At 68.1% G+C, this 16,891-nt stretch carries 11 protein-coding genes and 1 pseudogene; 8 read left to right on the top strand and 4 right to left on the bottom strand.

The features are described from left to right. Nucleotides 1–205 precede the first annotated feature (205 nt). From NA4_RS30470 to NA4_RS30480, 3 genes are all read left to right on the top strand, one after another. Nucleotides 206–493: a hypothetical protein gene (locus NA4_RS30470; RefSeq protein ID WP_157129392.1), complete on the top strand. Its 288-nt coding sequence runs from the start codon at nt 206–208 to the stop codon at nt 491–493. Between the two features lie 147 nt (nt 494–640). Then, entirely contained in the window at nt 641–823 is a 183-nt protein-coding gene (locus NA4_RS30475) for a hypothetical protein (RefSeq protein WP_067477883.1), read from the top strand. Nucleotides 824–1,069: 246 nt separating this feature from the next. After that, complete coding sequence (locus tag NA4_RS30480; protein ID WP_218022467.1) at nt 1,070–1,849, top strand: polyprenol monophosphomannose synthase; 780 nt, start codon at nt 1,070–1,072, stop codon at nt 1,847–1,849. Between the two features lie 197 nt (nt 1,850–2,046). Here NA4_RS30480 and NA4_RS30485 read toward each other — a convergent pair whose 3' ends face one another. Both NA4_RS30485 and NA4_RS30490 read right to left on the bottom strand, forming a co-directional pair. After that, nucleotides 2,047–3,462, bottom strand: coding sequence for an HAD-IB family hydrolase (locus NA4_RS30485; protein ID WP_067477889.1), 1,416 nt, complete (start codon nt 3,460–3,462; stop codon nt 2,047–2,049). Between the two features lie 98 nt (nt 3,463–3,560). Continuing rightward, nucleotides 3,561–6,029 carry a glycerol-3-phosphate 1-O-acyltransferase gene (locus tag NA4_RS30490; RefSeq protein ID WP_084497605.1) on the bottom strand — a complete coding sequence of 823 codons (2,469 nt, stop codon included), beginning with the start codon at nt 6,027–6,029 and terminating at the stop codon, nt 3,561–3,563. A 280-nt stretch (nt 6,030–6,309) separates the two neighbouring features. On the opposite strand from NA4_RS30490, the gene NA4_RS30495 reads away from it, so the two are divergent. Next, the gene (locus tag NA4_RS30495) at nt 6,310–7,620 is read left to right on the top strand and encodes a salicylate synthase (protein ID WP_067477892.1); all 1,311 of its coding nucleotides are present in this window, start codon (nt 6,310–6,312) and stop codon (nt 7,618–7,620) included. Between the two features lie 59 nt (nt 7,621–7,679). Here NA4_RS30495 and NA4_RS30500 read toward each other — a convergent pair whose 3' ends face one another. Then, nucleotides 7,680–9,290 carry a (2,3-dihydroxybenzoyl)adenylate synthase gene (locus NA4_RS30500; protein ID WP_373862852.1) on the bottom strand — a complete coding sequence of 537 codons (1,611 nt, stop codon included), beginning with the start codon at nt 9,288–9,290 and terminating at the stop codon, nt 7,680–7,682. A gap of 142 nt (nt 9,291–9,432) precedes the next feature. Here NA4_RS30500 and NA4_RS30505 point away from each other — a divergent pair. From NA4_RS30505 to NA4_RS30520, 4 genes and pseudogenes are all read left to right on the top strand, one after another. Further along, nucleotides 9,433–12,969 (top strand): annotated as a pseudogene (locus tag NA4_RS30505) (non-ribosomal peptide synthetase). Nucleotides 12,970–13,028: 59 nt separating this feature from the next. After that, a complete protein-coding gene (locus tag NA4_RS30510; protein ID WP_067477897.1) occupies nt 13,029–13,907 on the top strand; it encodes an oxidoreductase in 879 nt (292 codons plus the stop codon). A 124-nt stretch (nt 13,908–14,031) separates the two neighbouring features. Further along, the gene (locus NA4_RS30515) at nt 14,032–14,502 is read left to right on the top strand and encodes a carboxymuconolactone decarboxylase family protein (RefSeq protein WP_067477900.1); all 471 of its coding nucleotides are present in this window, start codon (nt 14,032–14,034) and stop codon (nt 14,500–14,502) included. A 562-nt stretch (nt 14,503–15,064) separates the two neighbouring features. Then, nucleotides 15,065–16,156 (top strand): 3-deoxy-7-phosphoheptulonate synthase, encoded by a 1,092-nt coding sequence (locus NA4_RS30520; RefSeq protein WP_067477903.1) that lies wholly within the window; start codon nt 15,065–15,067, stop codon nt 16,154–16,156. A gap of 94 nt (nt 16,157–16,250) precedes the next feature. Here the strand turns inward: NA4_RS30520 and NA4_RS30525 are convergent, their stop codons facing one another. Then, on the bottom strand, nt 16,251–16,793 hold the full coding sequence (locus tag NA4_RS30525; RefSeq protein WP_067477906.1) for a class I SAM-dependent methyltransferase: 543 nt from the start codon (nt 16,791–16,793) through the stop codon (nt 16,251–16,253). Between the last annotated feature and the right edge of the window lie 98 nt (nt 16,794–16,891).

Consider the following 16,891-nt stretch of genomic DNA (forward strand, 5'->3'; position numbering starts at 1 on the left):
TCTGTGCGTTGGTCCGGCTGGCGGCTCGTGCGCTCGCGGGTGTGGCGGATCGCGCAGTACCGCAAGAGGCTTCGTGTGGGGGTCGGCAGTCGTCCAGTGCGGCGCGGGTAGGTTGGCGCCGCCGTCTGTTCGCGCTTGTGGGGTTCGCCTTCCTCGATTCGGTGGACGTGCTGCACGGAGGACGGCACTGCGACGGCAACACTGGTTGCTCGACGTGCTGGGGGTGGCGATCGGTATCGCGGCGGCGGCGACGGTCGTTCCTTATCTGGCTGGACTTGCGATGGTTTTCGCATTCGGTCCGCTACCTGCCTTGTGGCCGCTGATCATCGTCGCGTATTGCGGGCTGGCATTGCTCCCGCGGCTGCTGATTCTCAGCCGCGCGATGCGGCGCACGAGCCGGGGCGCGCTGTGTATCGAAGGGGCGTTCGCATTCTCACCACAGATGGGCTGGCTTCGGTGCGGATACTCTTCGTCGTGTTCGGTGCGGTTCTGATATGCGACTTGCTCATCCATTTACCGAAGTCTTTGGTAGATCGCCCTGGTGGATCTCGGCCGAGAATTGCGGGTAACCGGCTCACCGCTACGGGCGGGCGAACGCGAAATCGGGATCAGGTGGGGTGTTCGGTGGGATGCTGGAGGTATGGCTGAGCGCTGGTATTACTGCTTGAAGCATAAACGAGCCGAACAAGGACGGCAGTGCTGGTTCCGCGATCGAATGGGGCCTTATCCGGACCGGGCGACGGCGGAGCGGGCTCTGGAAATCGTGCATGCCCGCAACGAGCGCGAGGACGCGAGGGATCGCGCCTGGCGCGAGGGGGACTGAGCACGGCGGTGCCGGAAGTATAACGTTGTGTGGCAATGGATTTCGGGTCGTCGTGCCGGATTGTCCGCGGCGGCGCTGAATCGTGCGATGAATTCAGCCGTGCCTGGCGGCGCGGCCGGGGCGGTATCCCCGGTCCGGCAAAGTTGATCTTGAGGTGCAGGTCGGAGGGCCGAACGGGGTCGCGGCGGGTGCGGCCGCCAAGTCCGCGGTCAGGGCTATCGAGTACGGTTCTCCAGAACTCTACGAATGCTCGGTGGTCCTGGTGTGGGCTGCGAGCGGAACCAGGATCAGCAGGGAGGGCGACCCTTGAGGGTTACCGTTGTTGTGCCGACCTTCAACGAGCGGGAGAATCTACCGGTTGCGGTGGAGCGGCTGACCACGCTGCCCGTGCCCGATCTGCACGTGCTCGTGGTGGACGACAGCTCGCCGGACGGCACCGGCGAGGTGGCGGACAAGCTGGCCGCCGAGCTGCCGAACGTGGTCGGCGTGCTGCACCGGACCGAGAAGGACGGGCTCGGGCGCGCGTACGTGGCGGGTATCACGCGCGCGCTGGACGAGGGCGCGGACGTGGTGATCCAGATGGACGCCGACCTCTCGCATCCCGCCGAAGTCATCCCGGCCATGCTGGAGAAGCTGACGACCACCGATGCGGGCGTGGTGCTCGGTTCCCGCTACGTCCCCGGCGGCTCGACCGCCGCCGAGTGGAAGTGGTACCGCAAGGCGCTCTCGGCCTGGGCCAACTTCTACGTCAACCTGATTCTGCGCTTGGGCGTGAAGGACGCCACCGCGGGTTTCAAGGCATGGAAGGCCGACACCCTGCGCGCCATCGACGTCGCCTCGATTCGCAGCAACGGGTACTCCTTCCAGGTCGAGATGAACTATCGCACGATCAAGAAGGGGTTCACGATCGCCGAGGTGCCGATCCGGTTCGAGGAGCGAACCCTCGGCGCCTCCAAGATGAGCCTCAAAGTGCAGCTCGAGTCGGCACTGATGCCGTGGAAGCTGCTGTTCGGCCGCGCGGTCTGAGCCTGTGTTCGATGTGCAGCGCCTGCGGCGCTGCGGGTTTGCGGCCCCCTTGTGGCTCGCGTCCGAGCGACCGCCGCTGGCGACTGCGTCGCGGACACGTCGGCCACTCGGACGCGAGCCGGGCCGCGAACGGGGAATGCTCGGCGTCGCTTCGCTGGTAAATCGGAGTGGGGCCGTATGTTGCGCTCGGTGACCAACTAGGGCCAGTCCAAGAGGGTGTCGATGAACAGCTGTCGCACCCGTGCCACGTCGGCGTCCATGTCGTCGGGATCCCATCCGCTGACGTCGATGGGCTCGAGGATCGCCACATCAACGGTCCCGGACCGGACGACCATGGAGTTGCGCCGGCAGATCTCGCCCGCGTTGCGGATCACGATCGGGATCACGGGCACCCCGGCCTGGAGCGCGATGTGGAAGGCGCCCTTCTTGAACGGACCGATCTCGGGAGTGTAAGAGCGGGTTCCCTCCGGGGAAACCGCGATCGATAGCCCGCTGCGCAAGGTCTCCACTACCGGTCGTAGCGCCGCCTTCGCCTGCGCGGTATTCGAGCGATCGAGGAAGGTCGCTCCGGCGAAGCGCATGAGCGGCCCGAACACCGGATTCTTGGTCAGCTCCTTCTTCCCGATGGCGGTCACGCCGCCCTCGAGTACTGCGGGCACGACGATGATGTCGAACTGGCTCTGGTGATTGAACAGGAAGACAGCGGGTCGTGGTGATTTCGCATGCTCGGCGCCGGTGACCCGGATCTGCACCCCTGCGATCCGCAGCGTATTGCGCGCCGCCTGCGCCATCATTGCGTCGGCCATCTGCTGGCGGTCTCGGGTCGGCGCCTTCGAAGCGACCCCGAAGAGCGCGCCACCGAGCAGTCCGGCGAATCCGGCTGCGGTGCGCGCGTAGTCGCCGGCGCGCGGAGGGCGGCGCGGCCGGAAGCTCAGCGTTGCCCAGCGCTGCCGGTCGGCGATCTGGGCTAACTCCTCATCGGGGTTCACCGCCACCGGATGGCCGACCAGTGACAGCAGCGGCAGATCGGCGATGGCGTCGGCGTAGGCATAACTGCGTTCGAGGTCCACGCCCTGTGCGGCGGCGAATTCGGTGACCGCGTCGGCCTTGCCGTTGCGCCACAGCGTCTTTCCGTCGGGGTAGCCGGTCAGCACGCCGTCGTCGGTGGCCATTGGCGTGTAGCGGACGTGCGCTACGCCCAGCTGCGTCGCGGCGGGCAGCACCTGGAACCTGGTCAGCGAGCTGACCAGCAGCACGGTGTGCCCGGCTGCCCGGTGGGTCCGGATCAACTGCCACGCTTCGGGATACAGGTGCCCGTAGCTGGTGCGCCGGAACAGCTGCCTGCCCAGCTCGTCCAGTTCTGCTTCGGAGCGTCCGGCCAGCACTTCGGTGAGCTGCCGCAGGAATCGGGCGTACTCGCCGTCGGTCATGCCATTGCGGATGCCGCCGCGCAGCACGTCCTCGGGTTTGCGGCGGCCCAGCGGCCGACGCCGTCGCCCAGGGCCGTCGATGACCGTGCCGGCGAAGTCGAAGACCGCGGCGACGTTGGGACCCCGCGGTCCTGAGCGGATGGCGGTGACCGCGGCGTCGAGGTCAGCACGCGCGTCGGTCATCGAATCTCCTGCTTCCCGCGTTCCGTCGGCGCGACGAGTGCTTCGCGATGGTGTCTCATCGCATCTCCTGTATATCGCGGTGCTCTCGGGACAATCGCTCACCGCAATTCCATGTTGGACGGGTCCAGCGTGGCGGCCTGCGCGATGCGGACACTGATGGCACGCAGGCTCTCCGCGAATTCCGTTCTGCGCTGGGACAATTCCGCGCGAGCCGCCGAGTCGTCCGGCACCGTCGCCAAGAGGTCGTAGTTGTCGGCCAGTTTCAACGCACTGGTGAACAACTCGGTGGAGACCGACTCCGGGCTGTGCAACCGCTGCTGCAGCATCATCTGCTTGCCGACGGCCACGCAGTCGGCGATGAACTCCTTGTGGTCGATCTCGTCGCCCGGGTCCCGGGCGGCCAGCCGCTCCGCCACCACGAGTTGCGCATCGAAGAAGGAGCGCAGCACACGGTGGGCCATCATGAATCCGGAGGCGGTGAGCTTCCCCAGGATGTCCGAGCTCCGCGTGTCTCGGCGGGTGTGGTTGTACCACTCGGGGTCCACCAACAGCATCTCCGCCACCATTTGGTCGGAGAACTCACTGCGCTCGGGGAAGAAGAACTCGAACTTGAGCAGGTCACGCAGCCGGAATGCCTCGTCCCAGCCGGTTTTCAACGCGTAGTCGTCGTCACCGATGTCGACACCGGCGAGGATGGACAGCTCGAGGATCGCGCGGTTGACGAACCAGTGCACGGCGCTGTTGCGGTAGAACGCGGCTTCGAGGTGCGCGCCCGATTCGATCGAGTACACCGGTTCCAGCCCGCCGCGGTACACCGTGACGACCTTGGCCAGCGACAGCTGCTCCAGCACGACGGCCAGGCCCTGTTCGTCACGAAGGGCGTCGAGTTCGCCGCCGGGCAGCTCGCGCTTGTCGATGTAGCCCAGCACCGGCGCGAGCACGGTGCGCACTTCGCCGAGGGTGAGGGCGCGCCCGTCCACGCCCAGCAGCGCCAGGGTGACCAGCGCGTTGACCGTGATCGGCGTGACCGCGTTGATCCCGACCGCGACCTCGAACGCCAGCCGCTGCACGGCCTTGCGTTCCAGCTCGGTGACTTCCGGTGGTTCGTGGTCGCCGACGATCCCGGCTTCGGTGCGGCTCGGCGGGATCGGCTCGATCCGGTGCAGTGGGATGGTCAGTGGCGGGGTGATGAGTGGGTCACCGTATGCCGCCAGCCGATCACGGGCCGACAGCGGCTCGCCGAATCGCACGTATACATGCCCGGCCGAGTGCTGCTGGCTGCGGATGTAGCGCGCGAGCCAGGCCAGCCCCTCGGGTTTCTTCGTGCCGCCGACCTGCTCGGTGGCGATGGCGCCGAGTTCGTTGAGCCGCTCGTAGGTGATCGAGACCGGGACCAGCATGACATCGTCGACACGATTCGTACGCACCGCCGCGGCAAGGTAATTCAGCAAGCCGTAGCGCGGCGGGCGCAGCTTGCCGGTGCGGGTACGGCCGCCTTCGAAGTACCACTCCAGGTTGAAGCGCTTGGCCAGCAGGTAGGCGAAGTACTCCTCGACGACGGCCTTGTACACCTCGTCGTCGCCGAAACTGCGCCGGATGAATACCGCTCCGCTGCGCCGGGCGATCGGCCCGATCGGCCAGAAACTGAGATTCGCGCCGCCGATCACATGATTCGGCGGAAAGTCGTTGCGGGCCAGCACGTCCCCGAGCACGAGCGCGTCCACGTACGAACGATGCGAAGGCAGGAACACCAGCGGATAGCGGCGGTTGAGATCGCGCAACCCGGTGAGGCCGGATTCGTCGAAGTCCACATTCCAGGTCGAGGCGTGTATCGGCCGCATGGCCTGGGTGAACAGATCGGAGACCAGCCTGCTCTGGGCGGCGACGAGTTCGCTGAGCGACTTCTCCGCGCGGCGATACACCTCGTGCGGACTCGCCCCGATCTGGTCGGCGATCAATTCCAGCCTGCGCAGGAATTCGGGGGAGTCGAGGATTTCCTCGGTCACCAGCCGGGGCACCTTGTACCGGTCGCCGATGATGGTGCGTTCGGAACGTTCGAGGGCCACTACCGCCGCGCGCACGATGGCACGGGCGAACGGCTCGGCGGTGCCCTTGTCGAACAGCGCGGACGCCTCCGGGTTGTTCGCCCGCAGCTCGCTGAGCCGGGCGGGTGCGCCGGTCAGGACGACGTATCGGTCCGGCGACTTGCCGAGCAGCTTGCGCTGCGCCAACCGGTTGGGTTTGCGCGGGTTGGTCATCAGGACCAGGTCGGAGAACGTGACGCGCCGAACGCCGTCGCGCTCCGGTGGCAGCCACAGCACCCGGATCGGCACCACCAGCGGATCGTCGCGCCTGCTGACCAGCTGGGCGGCGACGGCGCCCGCGTCCAGGTCCAGCTGGGTGACCGGGGCGTCGGTGCCGAACTGCGCGCCGATCCCGCCGTCGGCTACCCACGTGCCGACGAGTTCGCGTTCCACCCCCGATGCGGCGTCGATCAGGGCCACCACCGATTGCGGTGCGGTCTCGGGTCGGGCGGTCGCGGGTGAATCGCCGCGGTGATCGATCATCGATGTTCTTCCCTCCGCAGGTGACGCTCTCCACTATTCAATCCCGCCGGGTCGATTCCGCGCAGGCAGTCGGCGCGGCGAGTTCGGTGTGCATGGTGCGGGTGTGGGCGGCTTCGGCCCTCCCCAATACCGGTGAGCAGTCTTCGAGAGGGTGTGCCCGACAGGGCAATGGACTGATCCAGACGGCTATCCGTTGTGGCCGCGAGCAGATCGGTGCCGCTATGCAGGTAATGCTAACCTTACCTCCACGAGTTAGGTCAGGGTAACCTTTGGAGGATCGTTGTCGACCACGGAACGCCTGCGGGTTGAGTATGTAACCGATCCGGCGGCAGCGATGTCCCAGCTGGCGGCCTCGGAGCGGTTCGGCGAGTACGTGATGTACGAGCGTCCGGGGGAATGGGTGTTCGCCGCCGATCCGCTCGGCAGTGTCGAACTGGACGTGCGTGAGCTGCGGGTCACGTGGGCGGGGCAGAGCACGACCAGCAGCTGGGCAGGAAACCCGGCCGGGGTGATCGACCGCGCGCTCGGCGCGTTGCCCCTCGAAGGGCGGAACGCCTACGGCTGGATCGGATTCGAGTTCTGCGCGTGGGCGCTCGACGCGACCGAGCACCTCGACCCGCGTACCGCGCTGGCACACCTGATGATTCCCCGCATCGAGGTGCGCATGGGCGAATTCGGTGTCCAGGTGTCCGGTGCGACCCCGGCCGAGACCGGCGACATCCACGATCTGATCGCGCAGTCGCAGAACACCGAACTGCCGACAGCGCATCCGGCCGATATCCGCATCGATCCGACCGGCTACCGGGATCGGGTGGCCGAGGCGGTAGGCGAGATCCAGGCGGGGCGGTACCAGAAGGTCATCCTGTCCAGGAAGGTCGGCTTGCCGTTCCCGGTCGATGTTCCGGCCACCTATCGGCTCGGGCGCGCGCACAACACTCCGGCGCGGTCGTTCCTGTTGCGGCTCGGTGGCTTGGAGGCGGCGGGCTTCAGCCCGGAACTGGTCGCGTCCGTGGACGACGACCGCGTGGTGACCACCGAACCCCTGGCGGGCACCCGCGCCTTCGGTCGCGGCCCTGCGGCCGACCTGGCCGCGCGAGCGGAGCTGATCACCGATCCGAAAGAGATCGTGGAACACGCGATTTCGGTGCAGACCTCGTTCGCGGAGATCGCGGCGGTGGCCGCTCCCGGCACGCCCGCGGTGTCGGATTTCATGGCCGTGCGCGAGCGCGGCAGCGTGCAGCACCTGGCGTCCACCGTGCGCGGGCGGCTGGCCGCCGACCGGTCCAGCTGGGACGCGCTGGAAATGCTGTTCCCCTCGGTCACCGCCTCCGGCATTCCCAAGCGCGAGGGCGTCGACTCGGTGTTCCGGCTGGACCACGATCCGCGGGGACTGTATTCCGGTGCGGTGCTGACTATTTCGCCGACCGGTGCGATGGAGGCGACGCTCGTGCTGCGGGCGGTGTACCAGAACGCCGAGGGCGCCTGGCTGCGTGCCGGTGCCGGGATCGTCGGTCAGTCCCGGCCGGAGCGGGAGTTCGAGGAGACCTGCGAGAAGCTGGGCAGCATCGCGCCCTACGTGGTCAAGGCATGAGCGCGAACGGGCAGCGCACCGATCGTGCGCTGCCCGTCGGCTTTCCGGCCCAGCGCTACTCACGCCTGCGCGCGCAGGGCCATTTTGTCGATCTTGCCGACCGCGGTGATCGGCAGCTTGTCGCTGGGCCGCAGCACATCCGGCAGTTTGTAGGTGGCGAGCCCGCGAGCGGCGAGGAAGGTCTTGATCTCGGCCAGGGTGGGCATGTCGCCGTCGACGACGAGGACGGCGCAGACCTTTTCGCCCAGCGCGGGGTCGGGCAGTCCCACAGCGGCGGCATGCCGGACCGCGGGGTGGGCGAGCAGGTGCTCCTCGAGTTCGTCACAGGAGATGTTCTCGCCGCCGCGGTTGATCACGTCTTTGATTCGCCCGGAGACCACGAGATGACCGCTGGGCAGCCGGCGCACCAGGTCGCCGCTGCGATAGAAGCCGTCCGGGGTGAACGCGCGCGCGTTGTGCTCGGGTGCCCGGTAGTAGCCACGGATCGTGTACGGGCCACGGGTCAGCAACTCGCCTTCCTCGCCGGGCGCGACTTCGTTGCCGTCGCCGTCCACCACACGGATTTCGTCGGCGGGTGACAGCGGCCTGCCCTGGGTGGTGTGCAGCAACTCGACGGGATCGTCGAGCCGGGTGTAGTTGAGCAGGCCTTCGGCCATCCCGAACACCTGTTGCAGGGTCGCGCCCAGCGCGGGAGTCACCTCCTTCGCGGTGATCTCGGCCAGCCTGGCGCCGCCCACCTGCAGCAGACGCAGTGAACTCAGGTCGGCCGCTTCCCATTCGGTGGCGGCGCACCAGAGCTGGGCCAGCGGCGGCACCACCGCGGTGACCGTGACGCCGTGCCGCTCGATCGCGGCGAACGCGTTCTCCGGGCTCGGATCACTGACGAAGGCCACCGCGCCGCCGACCCCGACGGTGCCGAGAATGCCGGGGCAGGCCAGCGGAAAGTTGTGTGCGGCGGGCAGGGTCGCGAGGTATACGTCGTCTTCGGTCAATTCGCATACCGCGGCGCTGGCGGTCGCGTTGTAGACGTAGTCGTCATGCGTGCGGGCGATCAGTTTCGGAAGTCCCGTGGTACCGCCGGAAACCAGCATCAGCGCGATATCGCTCGGATCGATCTCGGGCAGCTCGCCGCCCTCGCGCGGGATCGAGCGCAGGTCCGTGCATGGGCCCGGGTCGCCGAGCACCAGGACGTGGCGCAGGGAGGGCACCGCGTCCCGCACGGTCGCGGCCAGTTCGCGGTAGTCGAAATCGCCGACCCGGTCGGCGACGATGTAGCCGACCGCCTCGGAAAGCCCAGCCAGGTGTTCGATCTCGGCGCGCCGGTGCGCGGGCAGGCTCAGGACGGGGATGATCCCGGCCCGCAACAGCCCGAACAGCACGGTGAGGAACTCCGGCACGTTCGGCAGCTGGACCACCACCCGGTCGCCGGGTGCGATGCCAAGCGCGAGCAACCCGTGGGCCATCCGGTCCGCGGCGGCGTCGACCTCGGCGTAGGTACGCGGTCCCTCGGCGTCGAGGAGCGCGGGGCGCAGCGGATGCCTGCGTGCGGTCGTGCGCAGTAGATCACCGAGCGGTTGCCCGGTCCAGTACCCGGCGGCTCGATACTCCGCGGCTGTGTGCGCGGGAAAAGGGACATAGCCGTCGCGATGCGGTGCGGACGCGAGGGGTATCGAAGTCACGGTCTGCCTCACAGATAGTCGAGCCGAGGGTTACCTTAGATAGGTTAGGCAACCCTATTTCAATGCGATAGGCTACCCGCCGAGCAGTCTCGATCCGCCGGTTTCGGCGGCGACCAAGGAGTGGCAGCGCCAGATGCAGTCAGCACAGCGACCGGGGGACGGGGCGGGGAAAACGGGAACCATCGCAGCCGCGGTGGGGCGTGACGAAATCCGCGCGGCCATCGCGGGCCAACTCGGCATCCCCGCCGACTCGATCGCCGACGACGCCGACCTGATCCAGCTGGGCTTGGACTCGATCCGGACGATGAAGCTGGCCGGCGGTTGGCGCAAGCGCGGCATCGACATCAATTTCGCGCTGCTGGCGGCGAACCCGACCGTGGACGGCTGGCATGGGCTGCTCGGCGGTGCTGGCGAGCCGGAGGCCGTCGAAGCGCCCACCGAGCCGCGGCCGGAACAGGCGGAGCAGGACGACGACGCGCCCTTCGAACTCGCGCCGATGCAGCACGCCTACTGGATCGGCCGTTCCGAGTCGCAGGAGCTGGGCGGCGTCGCGGCGCACCTGTATGTCGAGTTCGACGGCGCCGGGGTGGATCCCGAGCGCTTGGAGCGAGCGGTCGAAGCGCTGGTGCGGCGGCCTCCGATGCTGCGCAGCCGCTTCCTGCCGGACGGCACCCAGCAGACCATGGCCCGTCCGGGCCGTCCGGTGTGGACGCTGACCGACCTGCGCGCACTGCCGCCGACGCAGGCGCAAGAGGCGTTGGAGTCGTTGCGCGACCGCAAGACCCACCAGCGGATGGCAGTCGAGGACGGCCAGGTCATCGACATCGCCCTGACCTTGCTTGCCGACGGGCGGAGCCGGCTGCATCTGGATGTGGACATGCTGGCGGCCGACGCGATGAGCTATCGCATCCTGGTCGGCGATCTGGCGCACCTCTACCACGGTGAGTCGCTTCCGGAGCAGGAGTACACCTTCCGGCGATACCTCGCCGACCAGCCGAGCGGACGCCGCGCCGAGCACGATCGCGACCGGGAGTGGTGGCAACAGCGACTCCATGAGCTGCCCGGCGCACCGGAACTTCCGCAGGCACAGAGTGTTTCGGGCGCGAGCCGGACGGTGCGCTATCACCGGTGGCTCACCCCGGAGGCGAAATCGCGGCTGTTCGAGGCCGCGCACGCCCGCGGTATCACTCCGCCATGGCGCTGGCCTCCGTGTTCGCCGAAACCATCGGAGCGTGGTCGGCGCAACGGCGTTTTCTGCTGAATCTGCCCCTCTTCCACCGCGAACCGGCGCATCCACAGGTCGACGGCGTGGTCGGCGACTTCACTTCCTCTGTGCTGCTCGAAGTCGACGTGACCGAACCGGCCACCGTCACGGAGCGGGCCCGCGCCTTGCAGGCGAGTCTGCACGCCGCCGGTGCGCACGCCGCGTACTCCGGCCTGGAGGTGCTGCGCGATCTGGGTCGCCTGCACGGCGAGCCGGTGCTCGCGCCGATCGTCTACACCAGCGCGCTCAACCTCGGGGAGTTGTTCGCAGACGTCGTCACCGAGACCTTCGGCGAGCCGGTGTGGATCATCTCGCAAGGCCCGCAGGTGCTACTCGACGCGCAGATCACCGAGGTGCGCGGCGGCCTGCTGCTGAACTGGGACGTGCGCGAAGCGGCCTTCCCGCCCGGCGTGATCGACGCGATGTTCGCCCGCTACATCGACGCGATCACGCGCCTGGCGGGCGACGGCGCGCCGGAGCGTTCGGCAGGCTGGGATGCCGAGGCGACGCTGCGGATTCCGGTCGAGCAGGCGGCCACCCGGGCGCGGGTCAACGCGACCTCGGGTCCGGTGAGCGAACGGTTGCTGCACAGCGGATTCTTCGCGAACGCGGCGGCGGAACCCGACGCGCCCGCGCTGCTCTGGGAGCCGGACCGAGCGATCTCCTACGGACAGTTGGCGGCGGAAGCGCTGGCCGTCGCGGGCGCCCTGCGCGAAGCCGGTGTGCTGCCGGGTGATTCGGTTGCCGTGCAGTTTGCCCAAGGGGCCGGACCAGATCGTGGCCGTCCTCGGTGTGCTCGCCGCCGGGGCGGTCTATGTTCCGATCGGATTCGATCAGCCCGCGGCCAGAAGAGCGGAGATCCTGCGCACCGGTGACTGTGTCGCCGCATTGACCGTCGAAGGCGCGGAGATTCCCGGGATGCGGACCGTCGCTCTCACTGCGGCGCGTCGTCATCCGGAACCTTTGCCGCGTCCGATCTTCGGTTCTGCCGAGGGCATTGCCTATGTGCTGTTCACCTCCGGCTCCACCGGCAAGCCGAAGGGCGTACAGGTACCGCATCGGGCCGCCATGAACACCATCGACGATCTGAACGAGCGTTTCGCCCTCGGCGCGGCCGATCGCTGCCTTGCGCTCTCGGCGCTCGAGTTCGATCTGTCGGTCTATGACGTCTTCGGTTTGCTCGGCGCGGGCGGCGCGGTGGTGACGGTCGACGACGCGCAGCGCGGCGAGCCCGCGCAATGGGTGGAGTTGGTTCGCCGCCATCGTGTTTCGCTGGTCAATTGCGTGCCCAGCCTGCTCGACATGCTGCTCGCCGCCGCGGCGGGCGCGCGCCTGGACTCGCTGCGCACCGTGCTGCTCGGTGGGGACTGGGTGGATGTCGCCCTGCCGAGGCGATTGGCACAGGTGGCGCCGGACTGCCGGTTCGTCGCGCTGGGCGGCGCCACGGAGACCGCGATCCATTCCACGATCTGCGAGGTGGTCGGCGCCGAGGTTCCGGCGAACTGGAGCGCGGTGCCGTACGGCACGCCCCTGCGCAACGTGCGGTGCCGGGTGGTCGGCCCCACCGGCCACGACTGCCCCGACTGGGTGACCGGCGAACTCTGGATCGGCGGCGACGGCGTCGCGGCGGGCTACCGCGGCGATGCCGAGCGTACCGCCGGGCGGTTCGTCGTCCATGACGGCATGCGCTGGTACCGCACCGGCGATCTCGCTCGATACCTCCCGGACGGTTGCCTGGAGTTCCTCGGCCGCACGGACCATCAGGTCAAGATCCGTGGCTACCGTGTGGAACTCGGTGAGGTGGAGAGCGCGTTGCGATCCGTGCCCGGTGTGCGTCACGCGATCGCGACGGTGGTCGGAACCGCGGCGCCCAAGCTTGCCGCTGCAATGGTGCTCGAGGCAGGTGTCGAGATGACCGTCGCGGTGGTACTGGACGCCGTCGCGGATCTGTTGCCCGCCTGCATGCTTCCCGCGCGGATGGAGATCCTGCCGGACCTGCCGCTGACCCCGAACGCCAAGCCCGACCGCAAGGCGATTCACGCGGTGCTGGCACGCGGCGACGACGACGCCGAATTCGTCGCTCCCCGAACCGATCTGGAGCGGGCGCTGGCCGACGTCGTCACCACGGTGCTGAGCGTCGAGCGGGTCGGCGTCACCGACGACTTCTTCGCCCTCGGCGGCGATTCGGTGCTGGCCACCGCCGTGATCGCCCGGGTACGGGAATGGCTGGACGCGCCCGAAACGGTAGTTGCGGACCTGTTCGCGGCGCGGACTGTCGAGGGCCTGGCCGCGCGGATGACTGATCGAGAACGCGAGCAGGGATCGGCAGGACGATTGGACACGGTAGCGGCGCTATACCTGGAGGTCGCGGCGATGTCGGACGAGGAAATCCTCGCCAAGACGTAGCGGCGCACCGGTGTTTCCGCATCCGTCGCCTGAGCCGGGCGCGGACTAGACTTACGGCCATGACCAGGTGGGACACCTCGAATCTGGCCGACCAGAGTGGTCGGACGTTCATCGTGACCGGTGCCAACAGCGGCCTGGGGGCCGAGACGGTGCGGGCACTGGCCGGTGCGGGGGCCGAGGTGGTGCTGGCCTGCCGGAACCTGGCAAAAGGTGAGCAAGTGGCAGCCGAGCTCGGGGACCGAGCCCAGGTGCGCAGGCTGGACCTCGCCGACCTGGCCTCGGTGCGCGAGTTCGCCGAGGGCGTCGACCGGGCCGACGTGCTGATCAACAACGCGGGCGTCATGGCGCTGCCCGAAGGGCGCACCGCCGATGGATTCGAACGGCAGATCGGCACCAACCATCTCGGCCACTTCGCGCTCACCGGGCTGCTGCTGGACAAGATCGCCGACCGGATCGTCACCGTCTCCAGCGGCGCACATCAGATGGGCACGATCGACCTGGACGATCTCAATTGGGAGCGGCGCAAGTATCAGCGCTGGCCCGCCTATGCGCAGGCCAAGCTGGCCAATTTGATGTTCGCCCGGGAATTGCAGCGCAGGCTGACCGCGGCAGGTTCGCGGAAGATCTCGGTCGCCGCGCACCCCGGCTACGCGGCTACCGAGTTGCAGTCGCACACCGAATCGTTCCAGGACAAGGTGATGGCGCTGGGCAACCGGCTGCTCGCGCAGAGCGCCGCGATGGGCGCACTGCCGAGCTTGTACGCCGCGACCGCCGACGTGGAGCCGGGCGGTTTCTACGGCCCGAGCGGGTTCGGCGGCTTTCGTGGCTACCCGGTGCCGTCGGGTTCGTCCAAGGCGTCCAGGGACGAGAAGGTCGCGGGCGAGTTGTGGGAGTTGTCGGAGAAGCTGACCGGCGTCAGTTACGACTTCACGCGGTAACCGATCGCTGCCCTCGCTCGGCCATCCGGCGTTGTGATCCAGGCAACACAACGCGATGTCACACTCGGGCGCATCGCGCCGTCGTCTTTGTGAATCCAACAGGAACGAACAAAGGACGGACATCATGGAACGCCGCTTCGACCTCTACGCCAACCCGGTCGCGGGCAGCTTCGTCAAACGACTCACCATGGCCTCCAAGGTGATCAGCGACTCCACCCTGCCCGCCGCCACCTACGAGCTGGTGAAGATCCGCGCCAGCCAGATCAACGGCTGCGGTTACTGCACCGACATGCACACCAAGGACGCCGCGCACGCAGGCGAGACCTCCGTGCGGCTCAACCTGGTCGCCGCCTGGCACGAAGCCACCGTTTTCACCGAGGCCGAGCGCGCCGCGCTGGCGCTCACCGAAGAGGCCACCCGCATCGGCGACGGCCGCGCCGTCAGCGACGCGGTATGGCAGGCGGTCCGCAAACACTACGACGACGACCAGATCGCCGCCCTCATCGCCGCCATCGCGATGATCAACGCCTGGAACCGGATGAACGTCATCGCCCGCACTCCTGCGGGCGATTATGTCCCGGGTCAGTGGGGGTAATCGCCGCATTTGCTGTGCGGCGCCTGCGTAAGGTGGTGCCGCTCATAAAGCCTTCCAGGCCCGGCTTGGAAGTGGTGCGGACCTACGGTGCACAACAGGCAGGTAGCGGTTGCGATGCCAACAGAATTGGTCGCGAACACCCGGCGTCGCAGCTACCGCGCAAGGCGACCACACCAGCCCCACTTCCGGTTTCGAGCGCAGCGAGACCGAGCATTGTCTGTTCGCGGCCCGGCTCGCGTCCGAGTGGCCGCCGCGCAAGCGACGAAGTCGCAAGCGGCGGTCGCTCGGACGCGAGCCACAAAAGGGCCGCGAACACGCAGCGACGAAGTCGCTGCAAAACAAACAGAGCGTTAAACGCACCACTCCGCGTTCACGGCGTGGTAGCGGCCTGGTACTGTGCCTGACGTGCAGCACGTGTATTTCTGGTTTAGCAAGCCGGCCCTGGGTGGGCTGGTCTGCGGCAACCACGTGCGCTGACAACACTCCACCCCGAGCCGGATGATGGACCGGCTCGACGGGTATCACGTCCGTGGGTCGGCCCCGAGAAAAGGAAACCCACGACATGACAACCGCAGCCGACGTCGACGCTCGGCATTCCGATCTGGACGATCAACGCACCCGCAACATCAGCCCGCTGCGCTCGCCGGCGGAGGTGCGTCGCGTGCATCCGATCACCGATGCCCTGGCCGACACCGTCCGTGCGGGCCGCAAGGCCACGGTGGACGTGCTGAACGGCGCCGACGATCGTCTCATGGTGATCGTCGGCCCGTGCTCCGTGCACGACCCCGCCGCCGCCTTGGACTACGCCCGCCGTCTCGCGGACAAGGCCGCCGAACTCGACGATCGGCTGCACGTGGTGATGCGGGTCTACTTCGAGAAGCCGCGCACCAGCCTGGGCTGGAAGGGCTTGATCAACGACCCGCACCTGGACGGCTCGTTCGACGTCAACACCGGTCTGGGCTTCGGCCGCAAACTGCTGGTCGACATCACCGCGCTCGGGCTTCCGGTGGCGTGTGAGTTCCTCGACCCGATCACCCCGCAGTACATCGCGGACCTGGTGTCCTACGGCGCGATCGGCGCGCGTACCGCGGCCAGCCAGGTGCACCGGCAGCTCAGCAGCGCGCTGTCGATGCCGGTCGGCATCAAGAACGGCACCGACGGCGATGTCCAGGTGGCGGTGGACGGTGTGCGCGCCGCGGCGGCGAGTCACGTGTTCCCCGGTACCGACCTCGACGGCCGCTCCGCGCTGATCCGCACCACCGGCAACCCGGACTGCCATGTGATCCTGCGCGGTGGCAGCAACGGCCCGAACTACGACGCGGCCTCGGTCGCCGAGGCGTGCCTGCGGCTGGAGAAGTCGTCGCTACCGCAGCGGATTGTCGTGGACGCCAGCCACGGCAACAGCAACAAGGACCACAACAAGCAGGTGGACGTGGTCACCGACATCGCAGACCGCCTGGCCGCGGGCGAAGCCGGTGTGGTCGGCGTGATGCTGGAGAGCTTCCTGGTCGCGGGACGCCAGGACCTCACCCTCGGCCGCGCCACCGAACTCACCTACGGCCAATCCATCACCGACGCGTGCCTGGACTGGGAGACCACCGCGGCTCAACTGGACCGGCTGGCCGGCGCGGTGCGGCAGCGTCGCGCGCGCTGAATGAGCGCCCGGGCTCGCGTCCGAGTGACCGTCGCCTTCGCGAGGAAGTCGCCGGCGACGGTTGCTCAGGCGCGAGCCCTGCGGGCACCGCGAATCAGACCGAGCAGATCAACCCCAGCAGATCGCCGGAGGAGATAATGCGGACTTCGAAGCCCGCCTCGGCCAAGTGCTCGGTGAGCTTGCCCGGAGCCGGTTTCGGACTGGTCGGCTCCGACGCGTCGGGCGTGCCGTAGCCGTAGTACAGGCACAGGGTGCCGCCGGGTGCCAGGAGCCGCCGGATCAGGGCGAGCTCGGCACTGGGTTTTTTCGTCCAGAACAGGTTGACGTTCACCGCCAGGATCTTGTCGAAACCCGCTGTGCCGGCGCTGATCTCGCCCAGCAGCCGGTCCGGGTCCACATTCGCCAGGTCGGCATGCACCAGGCGAACCCGGCCTGAATCGAGCTGGGCGGCATACTTTTTGTGCGCGCGGGCGATGGCCGTTGCGGACCGCTCGACACCGACGATGGTCCCGCCGGTCGCCTGTTCAGCGAGGCAGGCGATCGACTCGCTGGAACCCGGGCCGATCTCCAGGACCCGGTCGGCGGGCCGCACGTCCATGGTCCGCACTATCCAGGTGAAGCGCTGGTCGACTGCCATCCACGCAATCTACGACATACCGGCACCACACCGAGTTTCGAACGAAGCGAGATCGAGCATGGCCGGTTCGCGGCCCGGCTCGCGCCCAGGTGGCCGTC

Source organism: Nocardia amamiensis NBRC 102102 (assembly GCF_001612745.1).
Lineage (GTDB): Bacteria > Actinomycetota > Actinomycetes > Mycobacteriales > Mycobacteriaceae > Nocardia > Nocardia amamiensis.